At 67.0% G+C, this 17488-nt stretch carries 13 protein-coding genes; 3 read left to right on the top strand and 10 right to left on the bottom strand.

What is annotated here, in order from left to right; all coding sequences use genetic code 11:
• Window positions 1-2: 2 nt before the first annotated feature.
• The 6 genes from R2733_15885 to R2733_15910 form a co-directional block, all read right to left on the bottom strand.
• Entirely contained in the window at window positions 3-2078 is a 2076-nt protein-coding gene (locus R2733_15885; protein ID MEZ5377989.1) for a 3-hydroxyacyl-CoA dehydrogenase NAD-binding domain-containing protein, read from the bottom strand.
• A gap of 84 nt (window positions 2079-2162) precedes the next feature.
• Entirely contained in the window at window positions 2163-3584 is a 1422-nt protein-coding gene (locus R2733_15890; GenBank protein ID MEZ5377990.1) for an amidase family protein, read from the bottom strand.
• A gap of 170 nt (window positions 3585-3754) precedes the next feature.
• On the bottom strand, window positions 3755-4696 hold the full coding sequence (locus tag R2733_15895; protein MEZ5377991.1) for an MBL fold metallo-hydrolase: 942 nt from the start codon (window positions 4694-4696) through the stop codon (window positions 3755-3757).
• A 66-nt stretch (window positions 4697-4762) separates the two neighbouring features.
• Window positions 4763-5647 carry an alpha/beta fold hydrolase gene (locus R2733_15900; protein MEZ5377992.1) on the bottom strand — a complete coding sequence of 295 codons (885 nt, stop codon included), beginning with the start codon at window positions 5645-5647 and terminating at the stop codon, window positions 4763-4765.
• A gap of 25 nt (window positions 5648-5672) precedes the next feature.
• Complete coding sequence (locus tag R2733_15905) at window positions 5673-7076, bottom strand: MFS transporter (GenBank protein MEZ5377993.1); 1404 nt, start codon at window positions 7074-7076, stop codon at window positions 5673-5675.
• A complete protein-coding gene (locus R2733_15910; GenBank protein MEZ5377994.1) occupies window positions 7073-7678 on the bottom strand; it encodes a helix-turn-helix domain-containing protein in 606 nt (201 codons plus the stop codon). The genes R2733_15905 and R2733_15910 overlap by 4 nt, the downstream gene beginning before the upstream one ends.
• Before the next feature lie 140 nt (window positions 7679-7818).
• Here R2733_15910 and R2733_15915 point away from each other — a divergent pair, with 140 nt between their 5' ends.
• Window positions 7819-9540: an amidohydrolase family protein gene (locus R2733_15915; protein MEZ5377995.1), complete on the top strand. Its 1722-nt coding sequence runs from the start codon at window positions 7819-7821 to the stop codon at window positions 9538-9540.
• A 51-nt stretch (window positions 9541-9591) separates the two neighbouring features.
• Here R2733_15915 and R2733_15920 read toward each other — a convergent pair whose 3' ends face one another.
• On the bottom strand, window positions 9592-10668 hold the full coding sequence (locus tag R2733_15920; protein ID MEZ5377996.1) for an LLM class flavin-dependent oxidoreductase: 1077 nt from the start codon (window positions 10666-10668) through the stop codon (window positions 9592-9594).
• Between the two features lie 100 nt (window positions 10669-10768).
• Between R2733_15920 and R2733_15925 the strand changes: the two genes are divergently transcribed.
• Complete coding sequence (locus tag R2733_15925; GenBank protein MEZ5377997.1) at window positions 10769-12262, top strand: M81 family metallopeptidase; 1494 nt, start codon at window positions 10769-10771, stop codon at window positions 12260-12262.
• A gap of 15 nt (window positions 12263-12277) precedes the next feature.
• Here R2733_15925 and R2733_15930 read toward each other — a convergent pair whose 3' ends face one another.
• Together R2733_15930 and R2733_15935 are read right to left on the bottom strand one after the other, a co-directional pair.
• Window positions 12278-13000 (bottom strand): Type 1 glutamine amidotransferase-like domain-containing protein, encoded by a 723-nt coding sequence (locus tag R2733_15930; protein MEZ5377998.1) that lies wholly within the window; start codon window positions 12998-13000, stop codon window positions 12278-12280.
• Between the two features lie 3 nt (window positions 13001-13003).
• Window positions 13004-13624, bottom strand: a complete 621-nt coding sequence (locus R2733_15935) for a DUF1269 domain-containing protein (GenBank protein ID MEZ5377999.1) — start codon at window positions 13622-13624, stop codon at window positions 13004-13006.
• A gap of 169 nt (window positions 13625-13793) precedes the next feature.
• Between R2733_15935 and R2733_15940 the strand changes: the two genes are divergently transcribed.
• Complete coding sequence (locus R2733_15940) at window positions 13794-14942, top strand: DUF2332 domain-containing protein (GenBank protein MEZ5378000.1); 1149 nt, start codon at window positions 13794-13796, stop codon at window positions 14940-14942.
• A 139-nt stretch (window positions 14943-15081) separates the two neighbouring features.
• On the opposite strand, the gene R2733_15945 is transcribed toward R2733_15940, so the two are convergent.
• On the bottom strand, window positions 15082-17484 hold the full coding sequence (locus tag R2733_15945; protein MEZ5378001.1) for a glycosyl hydrolase family 65 protein: 2403 nt from the start codon (window positions 17482-17484) through the stop codon (window positions 15082-15084).
• Window positions 17485-17488: the final 4 nt, after the last annotated feature.

Below are 17488 nucleotides of genomic sequence, written 5' to 3' on the forward strand. Positions count from 1 at the left end.
GATCAGCCGTTGCTGGTCGACTGGAGGGAACCACCCTCGTCGGCCAGCTTGCGCAGCAGCGGCGACAGCGCCCAGTGATCGCCGCCGAGGCGCTCGGAGTAGTCGGCGATCTTGTCGGCGACCTCGGCGAGTCCGACGGTGTCGGCCCAGAACATGGGGCCGCCGCGGTAGACCGGCCAGCCGTAGCCGTTGACCCAGACCACGTCGATGTCACTGCCTCGGATGGCGATCTTCTCTTCGAGGATCTTCGCCCCCTCGTTCACCATCGGATAGAGACAGCGCTCGAGCACCTCTTGGTCGGTGACCTCGCGCTGCTCGATGCCCTGGCCGGCGGCGAAGTCGCGGATCATCTGCTCGACCTCGGGATCGGGTGTGGACGCTCGGGTCTCGGGGTCGTAGGTGTAGTAGCCCCGGCCGTTCTTCTGGCCCCGCCGCCCGCTCTCGCACATCAGCTCACGGACGTTGGAGCTCTTCGAGTTCTCGGCCTTCCAGCCGATGTCGAGGCCGGCAAGGTCGCTCATCGCGAACGGGCCCATCGGGAAGCCGAAGTCGTAGAGCACCCGGTCGACCTGGGCGGGCGTGGCACCCTCGAGGATGATCTTGTTGGCCTCGATGCCTCGCTGGAACAGCATGCGGTTGCCAACGAAGCCGTGGCAGACACCGACGAGAACGGCGATCTTGTTGATCTTCTTGGCGATTGCCATCGAGGTGGCGACGGTGGTGTCGGAACTCGCATCGCCGCGAACGACCTCGAGCAACTTCATCACGTTGGCGGGTGAGAAGAAGTGGAGGCCGATGACGGCTTCGGGCCGGCTGGTGGCTGCAGCGATCTGGTTGATGTCGAGCGCCGAGGTGTTCGAGGCCATGATGGCGCCCGGCCGGCAGATCTGGTCGAGTTCGGCGAAGATGCTCTTCTTCAGCTCGAGGTCTTCGAACACCGCCTCGATGACCATGTCGCAGTCGGCGAAGTCGGCCTTGTCGGTCGAGCCGGTGATGAGGGCCATACGAGCGTTGACGGACTCGGGCGTGCTGGTCGAGGAACGCTCGTAGTTCTTGCGGACGACGGCGAGGCCGCGCTCGAGGCTCTCGGCGTCGCGCTCGACGATCGTGACCGGGATGCCGACGTTGGCGAAGTTCATGGCGATGCCGCCACCCATGGTGCCTGCCCCGAGCACGCCGACCTTCTTGACGTCGACCAGCGGGGTGTCCTTGGGGATGTCGGGGACCTTGTTGGCCGCTCGCTCGGCGAAGAAGTAGTAGCGCTGTGCGGCCGACTGGGTGTCGCTCATCAGCTCGCCGAACAATCGGCGCTCGACGGCGAGTCCCTCGTCGAACGGCAGGTTCACTGCCGCTTCGATGCACTGGATGTTGTATTCCGGAGCGAGGAAACCGCGGGTCTTGCGGGCGATCTTCGAGCGAATGTTGGCGAAGACCGACGGGTCGGCCTTGGCGGCGGCCAGCTTGTCGTCGCGGTCGCGGATCCGGGTGAGCGTTGCGCCCTCGTTCGCCACCTTGTTGGCGAAGGCGACGGCGCCGGCCCGGAGGTCGTCGGCGATCTCGTCGATGAGGCCACAGTCGAGGGCTTCGTCGGTGCCGATCTGGTCGCCGCTGGTCATCATGTCGAGCGCCTTCTCGACGCCGGTCACACGGGGGAGCCGCTGCGTGCCACCGGCTCCGGGGAGAAGGCCGAGCTTGACCTCGGGGAGGCCGAACTTGGCGCCGGCGTCGGCGACACGGAAGTGCGCACACAACGCCACTTCGAGACCACCGCCCAGCGCCGTGCCGTGGATGGCGGCGACGACCGGCTTGGGGCTGTTCTCCATGGCGTCTTGCACCGCCTGGAGCGACGGGCCCTTGGGGGCGCTGCCGAACTCGGTGATGTCGGCGCCGGCGATGAACGTGCGGCCGTCGCAGATGATCACGATCGCCTTGGCGTCGCTGTCGGTGGCCTGGGTGACACCGTCGAGGATGCCCTGGCGCACGTGGTGGCTCAGCGCGTTCACGGGTGGGTTGTCGACGACGACGAGGGCCACGTCGCCCTCACGTTCGAGGCGTACGGATTCAGTCAGCTGGCTCATGCCCGCCAGTCAAGCACCGACGCCAGTTCCGACGAAATCCTCCGACGAATCGGGTCGGGCGCCGCCGGCGTCAGGTCGGGTGGCTCAACTGGCAGGATCGGCGTGGCAGCCGATGACGTCCTCCAACACGGCCATGGCACCGAGGACCTCGGCGTCGGCGCGTTGGCGACCGATGACCTGCAGCCCAATGGGAAGTCCGTCGCGGTCGAGACCGGCGCACACCGAGCCAGCAGGGTTGCGAGTCATGTTGATGCCGTAGGTGAACTGCACCCAACCCTGCTGCTCGACGCCGTTGATGGTGCCGTCGTGGCCCAACTTCGGGACCCGTCCCGCGGTGGTGGGGCTCAAGATGAGTGGTGCCTTGTCGAAGGCGTCCTCGAGCAGCGCGTTGAGCCGGTAGACGTCGTCGTGCGCCCGGGCGTGCTCGACGCCCGTGACCCGGGAGCCGAGCATGATGTGCGGTTTGATGGACTCGCTCAGCTGTTCGAACTCCGTCGTGTCGATGAGGTGGCCCTGAGCCTTGAACCGCGACACCACCCACAGCACGAGCCAGCTGGTGACCGGGTCGGCGTCGAAGATCGACTCGACCTCGATGATCTCGGTGCCGGCCGATTCCAACGCTCGCACCGCTGCGGTGCATGCCTCCATGACCTCGTCGTCGACGTCGGCGAAGCCGAACGTGGGCGACCACACCACTCGTTCCGGTGCTTCGGCGGTGGCGACCGCAGCAGCCCACGACTGACCGGGGTGGGGGAGCGACAGTGGGTCACGAGGATCGGGGCCGACCACGACGTCGAGGGCGTAGGCCGAGTCGGAGGCTCGCAACGCCATCGGGCCGTTCGCGCTCAGCAACCCCGAGCCGGGCATCGCACTGCCGGGGATCGGGATCCGCCCGGTGGTCGGCTTGAGTCCGGAGAACCCGCAGAGTGCGGCCGGAATCCGGATCGAGCCGCCGCCGTCGGACCCGGTGGCCAGCGGCACCATGCCCGAGGCCAGTGCGGCGGCCGACCCACCGGACGAGCCGCCGGGGGAGTGATCGGTCGACCAGGGATTGCGTGTGGCGCCGAAGGGGACGTTGTCGGTGGCGCCCTTGTGCCCGTATTCGGGCGTGTTGGTCTTGCCGATGATGACGGCGCCCGCCGCCCGGTAGCGGGCGACGTGGACCGAGTCGGCGGTCGCCGGCGCATCGTTGACGTGGAGCGCCGATCCGAAGCTCGTGACGAATCCCTCGACTGCCTCGAGATCCTTGACGCCCATGGGCACACCGGCGAGCGGGCCGACGTCCTCGCCCTTGGCGATGCGCTGGTCGATCGCATCGGCTTGCGCGAGGGCGCCGTCGGCATCCCAAGCGACGAAGGCGTTGAGTGTGGGGTTCAGCGCGTCGATACGGGCGAGGGCCGCCTCGGTGACCTCACGGGCCGACTGTGCTCTGGTGCGGACTCGTTGGGCGATCCCGGCGACGGTCTCACCGCCGAATCCTGCAGGCTGACTCGATCCCTGTGTCATGCCCGGGACCCTACTCGCGCCGCCCCTGTCCGTTCTCGAGACCCATGACGACACCCCCCACGGTTCTCGAGACCCATGGCGTCAGAACTGTCGCTCCTCGTCTCGGAAACGGTGGTGGTTGTCGCTCTGGCTCTCAGCTTGGGACGAGGGTGCCGTCGACGGACGGGCGGTCAGGCCAGACAGCGGAGTGGCTGGCCGCCGTTGTAGGCGACCATGTCGCCGATGGCGGCCACGAGGTCGATGGCGGAGCCCGGTTCGTTGCCGTCGAGTTCGTGCATCGCCCGGTGGAGGTTGCCGACGATGCGCTCGGCGTCGAGCAGGTCGGCGAACTCGCCGAGGTCGACGCTGCGGCCGGCTTCGAGCGGCGACACGCCGCTGGCTTTCGCATCGGCGGCCGTTGCGAGCACGAACTCGTAGTAGCGGACGTGCTGGTCGAGCGCGGCGAGATCGCAGATCGGCCCGTGGCCGGGGACGATCACGTCGGCATCGAACTGGCGGATCCGCTCGACGGCGGCCAGTGAGCCGGCCACCGACCCCATGAGCATGAATGGCGTGCCCCCGTTGAAGATCAGGTCGCCGGTGTAGAGCACCTTCTGGTCGGGCAGGTAGGCGACGATGTCGTTGGTGGTGTGGGCGGGCGTGCCGATGTAGTGGAGTTGGGCGCAGACGTCGCCGGTCCACACCGTGAGATGGTCGTCGAAGGTGACGAACGGGGGAGCGATCTCGATCTCGCCCCACTCGGGCCCGTCCCAGATGTTGCCGAAGTTGGGCTTGCCGGAGGCGATGACCAGATCGCGACACCGGACATGGCCAATGATCGTTGCCGGATGGGTCAGGTAATTGCCGTGGGTGTGGTCGCCGTGGTGATGGGTGTTGATCACGACACGGATCGGCGCGTCGGTGACCCCGGCGACCGTTTCGAGGAACGCCTTCGTACGTCGCTCGGTCGAGCAGGTGTCGATCGCCGTGACGCCGTCGTCGGCGACGATGAACCCGGTGTTGTTGATCCACCACGTGCCGTCGGGCTGGATGTAGGCGTAGACGTTCTCGGCCACCTCGACGAGATGTGGTGGGTCGAGTGGTCCGTCGTCGTGTCCGTGATGAGCGCTCATGGTGGTCCCCCGGGCTGCTGGCGTTGGCTTGTTCGGCGACCGGCGAGGCCGTCGGGAGTCGGCGGGTCAGACGCCGACGGGTACGGATCCTCGCTCGGTGTTGGCCAGGATGGCATCGGCGATCTCGGTGTGGCGAGTCCGTGGGATGTCGTGACCCATGTCGGGGAACATGAGCAACCGTGAGCCGGGCACGGCGTTGGCGGTTGCGACACCGCCGGACGGCATCACGAGCTTGTCCTCGAGTCCGTGCACGACGAGGGTCGGCGCTGTGACGTTGCGCAGACCAGGGGTGCGGTCGGCGCTGGCGGCGATGGCTGCCGTTTGGCGCTCGACGCCGGCCGGTCGGTAGCTACGCTCCACCGCTCGGCGAGCCGTCGCGAGATGCTCGGCTCGGTCCCACGACGATCCGGCCCAGAGGGAGTACATCTCGGTGCCATCCTCGGCAGCCGTCTCCTTGGTTGGGGGTTTGGCCCGGGCCAGCTTCATCAACACTCTCTTGTTGACCCCGCCGTTCTTGCGGTCGCCGGTGTTGGACATGACCGAGGTGAGCGAGCGGACCTTGTGGGCGTGGTTGATGGCGAGCGACTGGGCGATCATCCCGCCCATCGACATGCCGACGACGTGGGCGGCGTCGATGTCGAGCGCATCGAGCAACCCGGCGGCGTCGGTGGCCATGTCGTCGACGGTGTAGCCGGCTGCGACGGGCTTGCGTCGCAGCATGGCTCGGGCGATTGCCGCTCGGGTGGGGGTGGGCCAGTCGAACTCGGTGCTGAGGCCGGCGTCGCGGTTGTCGTGGCGGATGACCCGGAAACCCCGTTGGACGAACTCGCCGACGAAGTCGTCGGACCAGTCGGTGAGCTGGCCGGCGAGCCCCATGATGAGGAGGAGCGGTTCGCCCTCGCCGGTCGATTCGTACTCGATGGTGATCCCGTTGGCTTCGACCTGTGGCATCCGCCGATTCTAGTTGCCTGCAGTGCTAGGTGTCGGCGGTGGCTGCCGACCGGGCGGCCTCGATCTTGGCCGTTGACAGTCGAGGGGCGCCGAACACGAACAACAGCACGCTGCCTCCGGCGGCGATGAACCACGGAAGGCGCAGCGCCAGCTCTCGGGAGCCGTACCGGTCGGTGATCGAGACGATCAGTCCGCCCAGGAGGGCGCCGATCGGCATCATGCCCCATGCGAAGAACCGGTAAACGCTGTTGACCCGGCCCAGGAGTTCGTCGGGGATGATCGTTTGGCGGAGGCTCACCGTGATCACGTTCCACAGCACGGCGAGCATCATGAACACGGCGAACATGAACCAGGTGATGCCCCACCAGCTGGTGAGTCCGATCACCACGTTGGTCACGGCACCCCCGAGCAGGGTGAGCCACAGCGAGGGTCCGGTACCGATGCGCTTGGCGACGCTTCCCGCCACCCAGCCGCCGATCACGCCGCCGATGGCGCCGCCGGTGTTCAGCAGCGCAAACTCGGTCGCCGATGTGTCGAGGACCTCCTGTGCGAAGAGCACCAGCAGGGCGCCGGTCAGCGTGCCGAGCCCATTCATCAGGCCCAGGATGATCGCCATCGGGCGGAGCAGCTCGTGGCTCCAGAGCCAGCGGACGCCCTCGGCCAGCTCGCTCGTCCAGCTCGTGGCCTGTTCCTTGGGCGGTCGGGGTTTCACGCTCACCGAGATCGAGGCGATGATCGCCGCCGACAGGGCGAAGGTCGCCGCATCGACGAAGAACGAGAGCGAGAAGGCGACAGCAATCAAGAGGGCGCCGAGCGGTGGTCCGGCGAAGGTGTTGGCGATCATCTCGACGCTCCACATTCGACCGTTCGCCTTCTCGAGTTTGTCGGAGGCGACGACCGACGGCATGAACGTCTGACCCGAGTTGTCGTAGAGCACCTCGGCGACACCGAGCGAGAGCGTCGCGAGCAACAACACGAGGTACAGCACGAGATCGGTGGACACGATCAGCTGGCTGTCGGCAACCGAATCGGGCCCGGGGAGGTCGCCCTGTCGCAGGAGCACCATGAGGGCGACCGCCGTGGTGAGCACGGCGCGGGCAGCGTTGGACCAGACCATCAGCTTGCGCCGATCGTTGCGGTCGGTGATGACCCCGGCGGGGAGGCTGAAGACCAGCCACGGGAGACGCTGCACGACCGCCACCAGCGCGATCAGGATCGGGTTCCGGGTGATCGCCGATGCCAGCCAGGGATAGGCGATGAGCCCGATGCCGTCGCCGAGATTCGAGATCCCCGAGGCGGTCAGCAGCTTGTAGTAGTTGATCCCGAGCCTGCCCGGCGACGGTGCGGTGCCGGGGGTGGGCGCTTCGAGGGCAGCGAATGCGTCGTCGCTCGTCACCGTCTCGGTCGCGTCGTCGGCGGGTGGCGTCATGGCTGCTCGACTCGGTCGTTGTTGGGAAGGACGGGTTGTTCGGTGGGATAGACGGCGCCGATGAAGCCGTAGACGGTCGACCCGGAACGAGGGAGTCGGGTGAAGTCCTCGGCCAGCTCGACCACACGGGCGAAGAACGCTTCGGCGTGTTCGGCCGAGATGCGGACGTGGCGCAGGGTCGAGAAGTCCGTTGTGGCATCGCCGAGTTCGGCTGCCGCCTCTCGCAACATGCTCGTGCCGGTTGCCTCCTCGGGTGAGAGGTCGGAGCCGATCATGATCGTGCGTCCGGTCCGGCCGTAGAACCGTTCGTCGATGGCCCGCACCCGACGGGTCCGCACGACGGCCAACAGTCCGACCCCGGTGAGGACGTCGACGTGGTGGGCCACGCTGCTCTTCGGACGTCCCAACGCCTCGGCCAGCTCGCTCACCGTTGCCGCCCGGTCGAGCACGAGGTCGAGGATCGTCTTGCGGATCGGGCTGGCCAGCGCCTTCAGTTGCTCGGGCCGCTCGGCGTGCACCAGTGGCGCCAGGTCGTAGTCGGGGCCGCCGGTGGCATCGGTGGCTGCGTCGTCGGGTTCGTCCCGCCCTCCATTGATCGACATCTGCCGAATGATCGGTGATTCCCGATCATTGGTCAAGTGGTTTCTTGATCGATACAAGCAGGCGTCGGTGAGCCACGTCCGGCCATCGGATGCGCCGTCGTGTTGGTCTTGCGGCGGCCGATGGTGGGAGACTGGTCGACATGCATGATCTCGTCATCACCAATGGGACCGTGGTGGATGGCACTGGAGCCGAGCGCTTCATGGCCGACATCGCCATCGACAACGACACCATCACCGCGATCGGGACCGATCTCGGGCCAGCTCGGCGGACCATCGACGCCGCGGGCATGATCGTCACGCCGGGGTGGGTCGACATCCACACCCACTACGACGGCCAGCTCACGTGGGACCCCGACCTCGCTCCGTCGTCGATCAACGGCGTCACCTCGCTCGTCGTCGGTAACTGCGGCGTGGGTTTCGCTCCGGCCCACCCGACCAACCGGCAGTACCTGATCGAACTGCTCGAAGGAGTCGAAGACATCCCCGGCGCCGCACTCGCCGAGGGTTTGCAGTGGGAGTGGGAGAGCTTCCCCGAGTTCCTCGATGCACTCGAGCGGCGGGAGTGGCCAATCGACATCGGTACACAGGTGCCGCACGCCGCGCTCCGTTACTACGTGATGGGTGACGACGGCGCCGACCTCGAGATCGCCGCCGACGCCGACCAGATCGCCACCATGGCGCTGCTGTGCGAAGAGGCCATTGCGGCGGGCGCCCTCGGGTTCACCACGTCGCGCACCATCGCCCACCGCACGAGCACCGGTCGACGCATCGGCACGCTCAAGGCTTCCACCGACGAGGTCCTCGGCATCGCCTCGGCGCTGTCGAAGCTCGACCGTGGTGTCATCCAGCTGATCTCCGACGCCTACCAGTCCGACGACGACGAGCTGGTCGACGCCGAGATCGACCTGCTGCGGCGTCTCGCGACCGAGACCGGTCGCCCGATCAGTTTCACGGTCCAGCAGAACGACGACACACCCAACCGGTTCCGCGAACTGCTCGATGCGATCGGCCAGTGGAACGAAGCCGGTGCACATGCCAAGGCGCAGGTGGCCATTCGCCCCATCGGCGTACTGATCGGACTCAACGCGTCGGCCAACCCGCTGAACTTCAGCGCCACCTATGTGGCGATGGCCGGAATGTCGAAGCAGGAGCGCCTGGCCGAACTGGCCAAGCCCGAGGTGAAGGCGGCGATCCTTGCCGAGCACGGTGCCGCCGATCCCAAGCTGTTCGCCCGGATCATCCATTCGGCATACGACCGCATGTACCCGTTGGCCGATGTGCCCGACTACGAACCGACGCCGGAGAACTCGGTCGCCGGTCTGGCCGAGGCCCAGGGCCGACCGGCGAGTGAGGTGCTCTACGATCTCCTGCTCGACAACGACGGCGAGCGTCTGCTCTACATCCCGCTGATGAACTACGCCAACGGCGACCTCGACGACGTGCGCGAGATGATGACCTCGTCGAACTCCATCTTCGGTCTGTCCGACGCCGGTGCCCACTGCAACGCCATCTCCGACGGCTCGATGCCGACCACGGCAATCACCCACTGGACGCGAGATCGCTCACGCGGTGAGTTGATTCCGCTCGAAGACGTCGTGCATCGCCAGACCCAGGCGACGGCTCAGCACGTCGGCTGGACCGACCGTGGCGTCCTCGCTCCAGGGATGCTGGCCGACATCAACGTGATCGACCACGACAAGTTGCGGGTGATGGCGCCCCACCTCGTGGCTGATCTGCCGGCCGGCGGCACCCGACTGATGCAGCGGGTCGAGGGCTACAAGGCCACGATCAAGCGAGGCGTGGTCACGGTGCTCGACGACGAGCTCACCGGCGAACGCCCGGGCCGCCTCCAGCGAGGCTGATCGCTTGCTCGCTCGCCCGCTGAGCTCGAGGAGTTCAACGGGCGGCGAGGCTCACGTCGTCGACCATTGGGCAGCGATGCCCTCCAGGGAGGCGACACGATGCTCGAGCGCATGGGCGACGGGGTAGAGCATCAGCTCGTCGGCTGCCGTTCGAGCCCGGAGCTGACGCAGCCCCTCGACCACGGTCTCAGCGGTGCCGACGAGAGAGTTGCTCGGCATCGAGGTGGCGGTGGCGAAGTTCGGATGGGCCATGGCTTCATCGGGGCCGACCAGCTCGACCGGTTGTCCGGTGCGGAGCGCGAACCGCCGGAGCTTGCTCGGCGCGGCCAGGTAGTCGGCCTCCTCTGGTGTTGCGCCGACGACGACGGTGGCCGAGACCATGAGATGCGGAGCGTCGAGCACGACCGACGGCTCGAAGTGGTCGAGGTAGATCTGGGCCGCCTGCTCGGTGCCACCCATGTCGAAGTGGTTGGCGAAGGCGAACGGGAGGCCGAGCACACCGGCGAGCTGGGCGCTGAACCCGCTCGAGCCGAGCAGCCACACCACCGGCGCCGAGGTCGCCACTGGCGTCGCCCGGAAGTGCTTGAACAATCCTTCCTCGACCCGCTCATCGCCGAGCAGACCCATGACGTCGAGCAGGTGACGAGGGAAGTCTTCGTCGAGCCCCTGAACCGAGCGTCGAAGTGCCGCAGCGGTGTTGCGGTCGGTGCCCGGCGCCCGACCGATGCCGAGGTCGATGCGGCCGGGGTTGAGTGCTTCGAGCAGGGCGAACTGTTCGGCGACCACGAGCGGCGCATGATTGGGGAGCATGACCCCGCCCGAGCCGACACGGATGCGCTCGGAATGGGCCGCGAGGTGCGCCATCAGCACCGGCGGGTTGGTCGATGCGACGCTCGACATGTTGTGGTGCTCGGCCACCCAGAACCGGCGATAGCCCAATCGGTCGGCGACCTTGACCATCTCGGTTGCCTCGCCGAGCGCCTGAGCGCTGGTGGTGCCCTTGGCGACGATGGCCAGATCCAGCACCGACAGTGGCATCGAGGCCGGGTCGATCTTCGCTCGCTGGTCGATCGAGCTCGGATCGATCGAAACGCCGTCGACGGTCGTGTGCTCGTTGGTTGGGGACACGTGTATCACCTCATGTGGTCCGAGTGGTCGAGTGTCGTCGCCTCCCGTCACCAACGCCAACCCGGACCGGCTTATGCCCGGACCGCTACGGTTCGCCCTCATGCGAATCGCCATTGGAGGAATCGTCCACGAGACCAACAGCTACGCCGTCGACTCGTTCGGGATGACGTCCTTGTCGTCCTTCGGCGTACGCCGCGATGAGCGGATCTTGCGATACGAGGGCACGCGCACCTTCATCGGCGGCATGATCGCCGGCGCACGGGCGGCGGGGCACGAAGTGGTGCCGACGCTGCACGCCTTCGCCCAACCGTCGGGGACGATCGAAGCCGAGACGTATTCGCTGCTGCGGGACGAGCTGGTCGAGCGGATCGAGGCTGCGTTGCCGCTGGATGCCGTCGTGCTCGACACCCATGGCGCAGGCATCGTCGAAGGCATCGATGACCTGGAGGCCGATCTCGGTGCCTCGATCCGATCGGTGATCGGCGAATCGATTCCGCTGCTGACCACCCTCGACCTCCACGGCAGCATCACCGAGGAGATGAACGAGGTCTACGACTACCTGCTCGGCGTCTACGAGTACCCGCATGTCGACATGTACGAGCGAGGAGTCGAGGCGATCGAGGCCGTTCCTCGGTTGGCCTCGGGTGAGTGGCGGCCCGAAACCGTCGTCGAACGCCTTCCGCTCCTGATTCCGACGTCGACGACCGACCGCGGCGTTGCGGCCGAACTCCGGGATCGCTGTCTCGCAGCGACAAACGAACCGGGTGTCCTGCGTGCCGCGTTCTTCCACGGATTCCCCTACACCGACATTCCGCAGGCCGGTTCATCGATCGTCGTATCGACCAACGGCGATCCCGAACTGGCCCGTGCGGTGGCCCAGCGTCTCGCCGCCGAGGTCTGGCAGCGGCGCGAGGAGTTCCGGGGTGAGTCGTTGACCCCAGAGCTCGCACTGCGCCGAGCGATGGATCTGGTCGCTGTGAAGGGCGGGCCGGTGGTCGTCAACGACACCGCCGACAACCCCGGCGGAGGCACGCCGGGCGACGCAACGCACGTACTGCGAGCGCTGGTGGAGGCCAACCCGGCGCGGGCCTGCTTCGCCACGATCTTCGATCCAATGGTCGCCCAGCAGGCACACGAGGCCGGGCCGAGTTCGGTCATTCGAGTATCGCTTGGTGGGAAGCACGACCAGTTGCACGGTGCGCCGCTCGAGCTGGACGTCTACGTGAAATGCGTGACCGATGGCCGATTCATCTATTCCTCGCCGATGCTGGCTGGGGTGGCGGCGGACTACGGGCGGTCGGCTCGCCTGCAGGTCGGTGGCCGGGACGGGCTCGACGTGATCGTCGTGTCGGAACGCTCGCAGGTCTTCGATCGTGAGGTCTTCGCCCTTCACGGCATCGACGTCGAGACCTACGGCCTCGTGGTGCTCAAGAGCAGCCAGCACTTCCGCGCCGGATTCGCCGACCTCGCGACCGAGATCGTGACCGCCGACAGCCCGGGGTTGACAACGCTCCGGGTCCAAAACTTCGAGCATGCTCGCGCTGACGGACCGAGGTGGCCGATCGACCCCGAGGCCGAATGGCCGATCCTCTGACCCGCGTCGTGCGGGTCAGTCGGTATCTGCGATGCTGAGGCGGAGGGTCGTCGAGTCGCCGTGGTGCCAGCCGGTGCGACCCTCGCTCGTGAGTGACCAGACCGCTCGGCGGCCCATCACGAACGACTCGCCGTCGTGGACGACGAGCCCGGTCTCCTCGTCGACGCCGATCACCGTGGTGCCGGGGGCAACCGAGCCGAGAATCGAGTCGGTCATGCCGGGGCGAAACGAGTCGAAGCGGTCGAAGTGGGGGATGACGCAGAGGTCAGCGAACACCCCGAGGCCCGTGACGAGGCCGGCCTGGCGGGGCGACGCAGTGACCGAGCCCATCATCATGGCGCCGGCCGAGCAACCGGCGAGCGCAGCACCGTCTCGCCACGCGGCGAGCACCGCAGCCCACACGAGCGTGTTGCGCATCGTCTCGATGACGTACGCCGGGTTGCCGCCCGAGAAGTAGATGATCGACGCATCACCGATCTGCTCGGCGTTGGCGGGGTCGTCGGCTCCTACGCGATCGATGATCGACAGCGGGACCGGTTCGAGCCCGAGTCGGTCGAAGTGGGCGATGCCTTTGTCGAGCCAGGAACCGACGCTGGTCGGCCCCTCCTGCCCCGCAGCCGTCGGGATGATGACGGCCCGGGCCGCGCGGCCCGACACCCGATCGAGCAGTGCGCCGTCGATCACGTCGGAGCACGCGAGGAATTCCCCACTGCCGACGAGACCGATCGGACCGGTCATCGATCAGTCCTCTCCGGCGGCGCCGGAGGTGATCTCGTCGTCTGCGGCGCCAGAGGCGGTGTCGTGCTCTGCGGTGTCGTCGTCATGGTGAACGACCGGAATGGTCGACCCGAGTGCGTCGCCGATGCGCTGCATGGTCGATGGTTCGAAGGTCGACATCACGAGCTTCGCGCCGTTGAACCTGGCCGCCTCGGCCACGAGCATGTTGCGGTCGACGTCTTCCACCAACAGCACCACGGTGGTGGTGCCGGGTTCGACCTCGTCGCGGAACCACTCGACCCACTCGTCGGAGATCCCGAGATCGATGACCTTGGCCGCGGCAGCGCCGGTACCGGCGCCGAGCACGGTGCCGGCAACCCAACCGACAGGGCCGCCGAGGATGAGGCCGATGAACCCGGACCAGACCGCACCCGAGATGGCGCTGCTGGCCGGCTGGAGATCGTGCGTCTCCTGCACGGTGGTGCGACCATCGGTGTTCTTCACCACGATGACGGCGTCGTTCAGCTTGAGGTGCTTGTTGGCGTCGAGGCTCTTGGCGGCGAGCAGGAACTCCTGCGCTCGGAAGGCGTCGACGAACGACAACCCCACCAACGAACCACTCGTGTCATCACCGGTCAATCGCATGGTGACATCGTACGCAATGGTCCAGGCGAGACACCTCGCCGGGCCGATCGCTCCAGAGCGGGGCCGGTCGCGCCAAGGCGATGTCGACCGCGACAGGCCGGTGTTGATCGCGTCAAGCACGACGCAATCAAGATTGCAGCAGCGACACCGAGCATCGATCCTGGCGGACATGTCGATCGATCTTCACTTCCCGCCCGACCTCGAGCAGTTGCGGGCAGTGTGGCTGCGGTTCGCTCGCGACGAATGCGGGACTTACACCCCGCTGTACCGCTCGATCTGCGAGACAGTCGCCGACCGGGCCGAGGTGCTGCAGGTCACCGCCGACGGTCCGTCGCACGCTCGCCAGCCCAACCTGTTGCTGGCCGCAGTACACGCCTTGGTGCTGCGACACCGGGCAAGTGGGCCGGCGACTCGCGACCCAGCGCTCGACCGGCTGTGCGAGATCTATGAGTCGGGTCGCAGCGACGATGCCGGAGAAGGCTTTGTCGACGTGGTGCTCTCGCACCGTGACGAGGTGGCTCGACTGCTGGCGACCAGATTCACCCAGACCAACGAATGTGGGCGAAGTGCACCGCTGTCGCTCGCGCTCCACTCCGTCGCCGAGTCGTATGTGGGCACCGGTGCGGGGCCAGCAGGCTTGGCCCTCATCGATGCCGGTTGTAGCGCCGGCCTGAACCTCGCGGTCGATCGCTACCGGATCGACTTCGGCGACGACGGCGCATTCGGTCCGAGCGGTGGACCGCTCGTCGCGTCCGAGCTGCGGGGACCGCACGTGCATTCGATGCTTCCGCTTCCCGAATCGCTCGTCTGCATTGGTTGGCGAGTCGGGCTGGAGCGGGCGCCGGTCGATCTGTCCGACGATGAGGCCGTCACCTGGATGCAGGCTTGTCTCTGGCCTGATCAACCGCACCGGCTCGAGCGTGCCGCTCAGGCCTTCACCCAGCTCCGGAGCAACCCACCTCGCATCGAGCAGGGTGACATGGTCGACGACCTGACCTCACTGATCGACCAGGCACCTGCCGACCTCCTGGTCACGGTGCTCACCTCTTGGGCGGCCGCGTATCTGCGCCCCGCCGACCGGGAGCGCCTGGTCGAGGTGCTGCGGGCTGCCTCGGTAAACCGGCCGATCGTGTGGTTGAGCATGGAGTTCCCGGGTGTCGCTCCGGGTCTGGCGCTGCCCGACTTCACGGTCGACACACCGACGAGCCCGAGTCTCGTCGGTGCGCTTCACTTCGATCGAGGCGAGATCGAGCCGAGGACCATCGGCTGGACCCACCCCCACGGCGCCTGGTTCGCCCCAGCGGCTTCCCCCGTCTGATCAGCGTCTCCGGTACGTGGATGCCGCAGACGGCACCGTGGTACCGGACTTGCTGGTACCGCTCGCCGTGCGTCGGCATCTCCGGTACGTGGATGCCGCAGACGGCCTCGTGGTACCGGAGTTGTCGAAACTCGATCGGTCAGTCGGCCGTCGTCGCCGGGAGGGTGAGCGTGGCGCCCGGAGCGAGCTCGAAGGTCTCGGTCGCCGTGCCGACCTTGAGGCTCGGGCCCTCGAGGGAGGTGACGGTGCAGCTACCGTCCTTGGCCAGCTCGACCTCGATCTGCGTGCCGAACCGCATCATCCGGAATCGTGCCGCCGACCATGCCTCGGGCAGATTGGGTGTGAACCGCAGCGCGTCACCGTCGAACGACAGCCCACCAAAGCCGAACACCACACCGGCCCACACGCCGGCGGTCGACGCGATGTGCACCCCGTCGGACGCGTTGCCGTGGGTGTCGGCGAGGTCGACATAGAGCGCCTGGCGGAAGTACTCGTACGCCAGCTCGTCACGCCCGATCTGGGCGGCCACGATCGCCTGCACACACGCCGACAGTGACGAGTCGCCGGTGGTGATCGGGTCGTAGTAGTCGAAGTTGCGACGCTTCTGGTCGTCGGTGAAGTGGTCGGCCCGCAAGTACATGGCGAGGACGACGTCGGCCTGCTTCAGCACCTGATGCCGGTAGATGACCAGCGGGTGGAAGTGCAGCAACAGCGGGTACTTCTCGTCGGGTGTGTCCTCGAAGTCCCAGGGCTCTCGCTCGAGGAAGCTGTCGTCCTGGGGGTGGATGCCGAGGTCGGCGTCGAAGGGAAGGAACATGTGGTCGGCGGCCCGGTTCCAGGCCACCACCTCGTCGTCGGTGAGGCCCGTCTTGCGAACCAGACGCTGGTAGTCGGCGGGTCGCTCGGCCTTCAGCCGTTCGACGGTGTTGGCGGCGAAGCGGAGATTGAACCGCGCCATCACGTTCGTGTAGAGGTTGTCGTTGACCACGGCGGTGTATTCGTCGGGACCGGTTACCCCGTGGATGCGGAACTTCACCGATCCGTTGGTGGTGTAGAAGCCGAGGTCCTCCCACAGCCGAGCCGTCTCGGTGAGCACCTCGGCACCTTCGTCGGCGAGGAAGTCGAGGTCGTCGGTGGCGTCCATGTAGCGCTCGATGGCGAACGCGATGGCGGCGTTGATGTGATAGGCCGCAGTACCGGCGGCGTAGTAGGCCGACGCTTCCTCACCGTTGATCGTCCGCCAGGGGAAGAGCGCCCCGTTCTGGTTCAGCGTGCGGGCTCGCTCCCGAGCGAGCGGCAGCAGCTTCCAACGGAACCGGAGGAGCTTGCGGGCCAGTTCGGGGTGCGTCACGGCGAGGAACGGAAGGACGTAGACCTCGGTGTCCCAGAAGTAGTGGCCTTCGTAGCCGTCGGCCGTGACGCCCTTGGCGGCAATGCCCTGTTCCTGCGTTCGAGCGGACGCCTGGGCGAGCTGCCACAGGTTCCACCGGATCGCCTGCTGGTCGGCGGCAAGCGAGCCGTCGCCGCCGTCGTCGATCTGGATGTCGCTGCGGCGCCAGAAGTCGTCGAGCCAGGTTCGCTGGGCGTCGAAGACGGTGTCGAGTCCAACGCTGATGGCACGGGCGATAGTGCGCTGGCAGCGATCGGCGAGTTCCTCGGCGGGAACGCCGCGCGACGAGTGGTACGAGATGATCTTCGACAGCTTGACCGTCTGGCCCTGGGCCAACTCGATCGAGAACACGGTCTTGGCGTGATCGGCCGAGACGACGGTGTCGGTCTCGACATCGCAGTCACACTCGACCAGGTGGCGATAACCAACCGAGACGGTCATCCCGCTCTCGGCGCACCGGTAGCCGAGAACGACGTCGTCGCCGTCGTGACGCTGGATCTGCGGGACGAGCACCCGGCGGCCGAACCGGCGGGACTTTCGGGGATCCATGCCCTCACCCAGCGCCGCCGAACGGACGTGGTACTCGTCTTCACCGTCTTGTCGGTTGAGGAGCTGGGACGAGATGACGATCGGCGCCGAGGCGTCGAGCGCGGTGATCTCGACCGAGGCCACGGCGAGATGGCGATACTCGAAGCTGATCAGGCGCTGCGTGCGGATCTGTACTCGACCGCCGCTCGGGGTGCGCCAGACGAGGTCTCGGGTGAGCGTTCCTGCCCGGAAGTCGACAACCCGCTCGTAGTGGTCGAGGTCGGCCTCACCGAGGAGCAGGGGCTCGTCGTCGACGTAGATCTTCATCACCTTTGCGTCGGGCACGTTGACGATCGTCTGACCGGTGGTGGCGAAGCCGTAGGCATTCTCGGCGTGCTGGATCGGCCAGGTTTCGTGGAAGCCATTGAGCACGGTGCCGTGGCTGTGGGCCTCGCGGCCTTCCTCGGGATTGGCCCGCATGCCGAGGTAGCCGTTGCCGAGGGCGAACAGGGTCTCGGTCAGACCCAGGTCGGAGCCGTCGTATTCGGTCTCGACCAGGCGCCACGGGTCACTCGTGTCGAAGCGTGGCGTCGGCAGGTGGAGCGGCGTGTCGTGTCGAAGCATTGGT

Source organism: Acidimicrobiales bacterium, from assembly GCA_041394265.1.
In the GTDB taxonomy this organism is placed as follows: domain Bacteria; phylum Actinomycetota; class Acidimicrobiia; order Acidimicrobiales; family SZUA-35; genus JBBQUN01.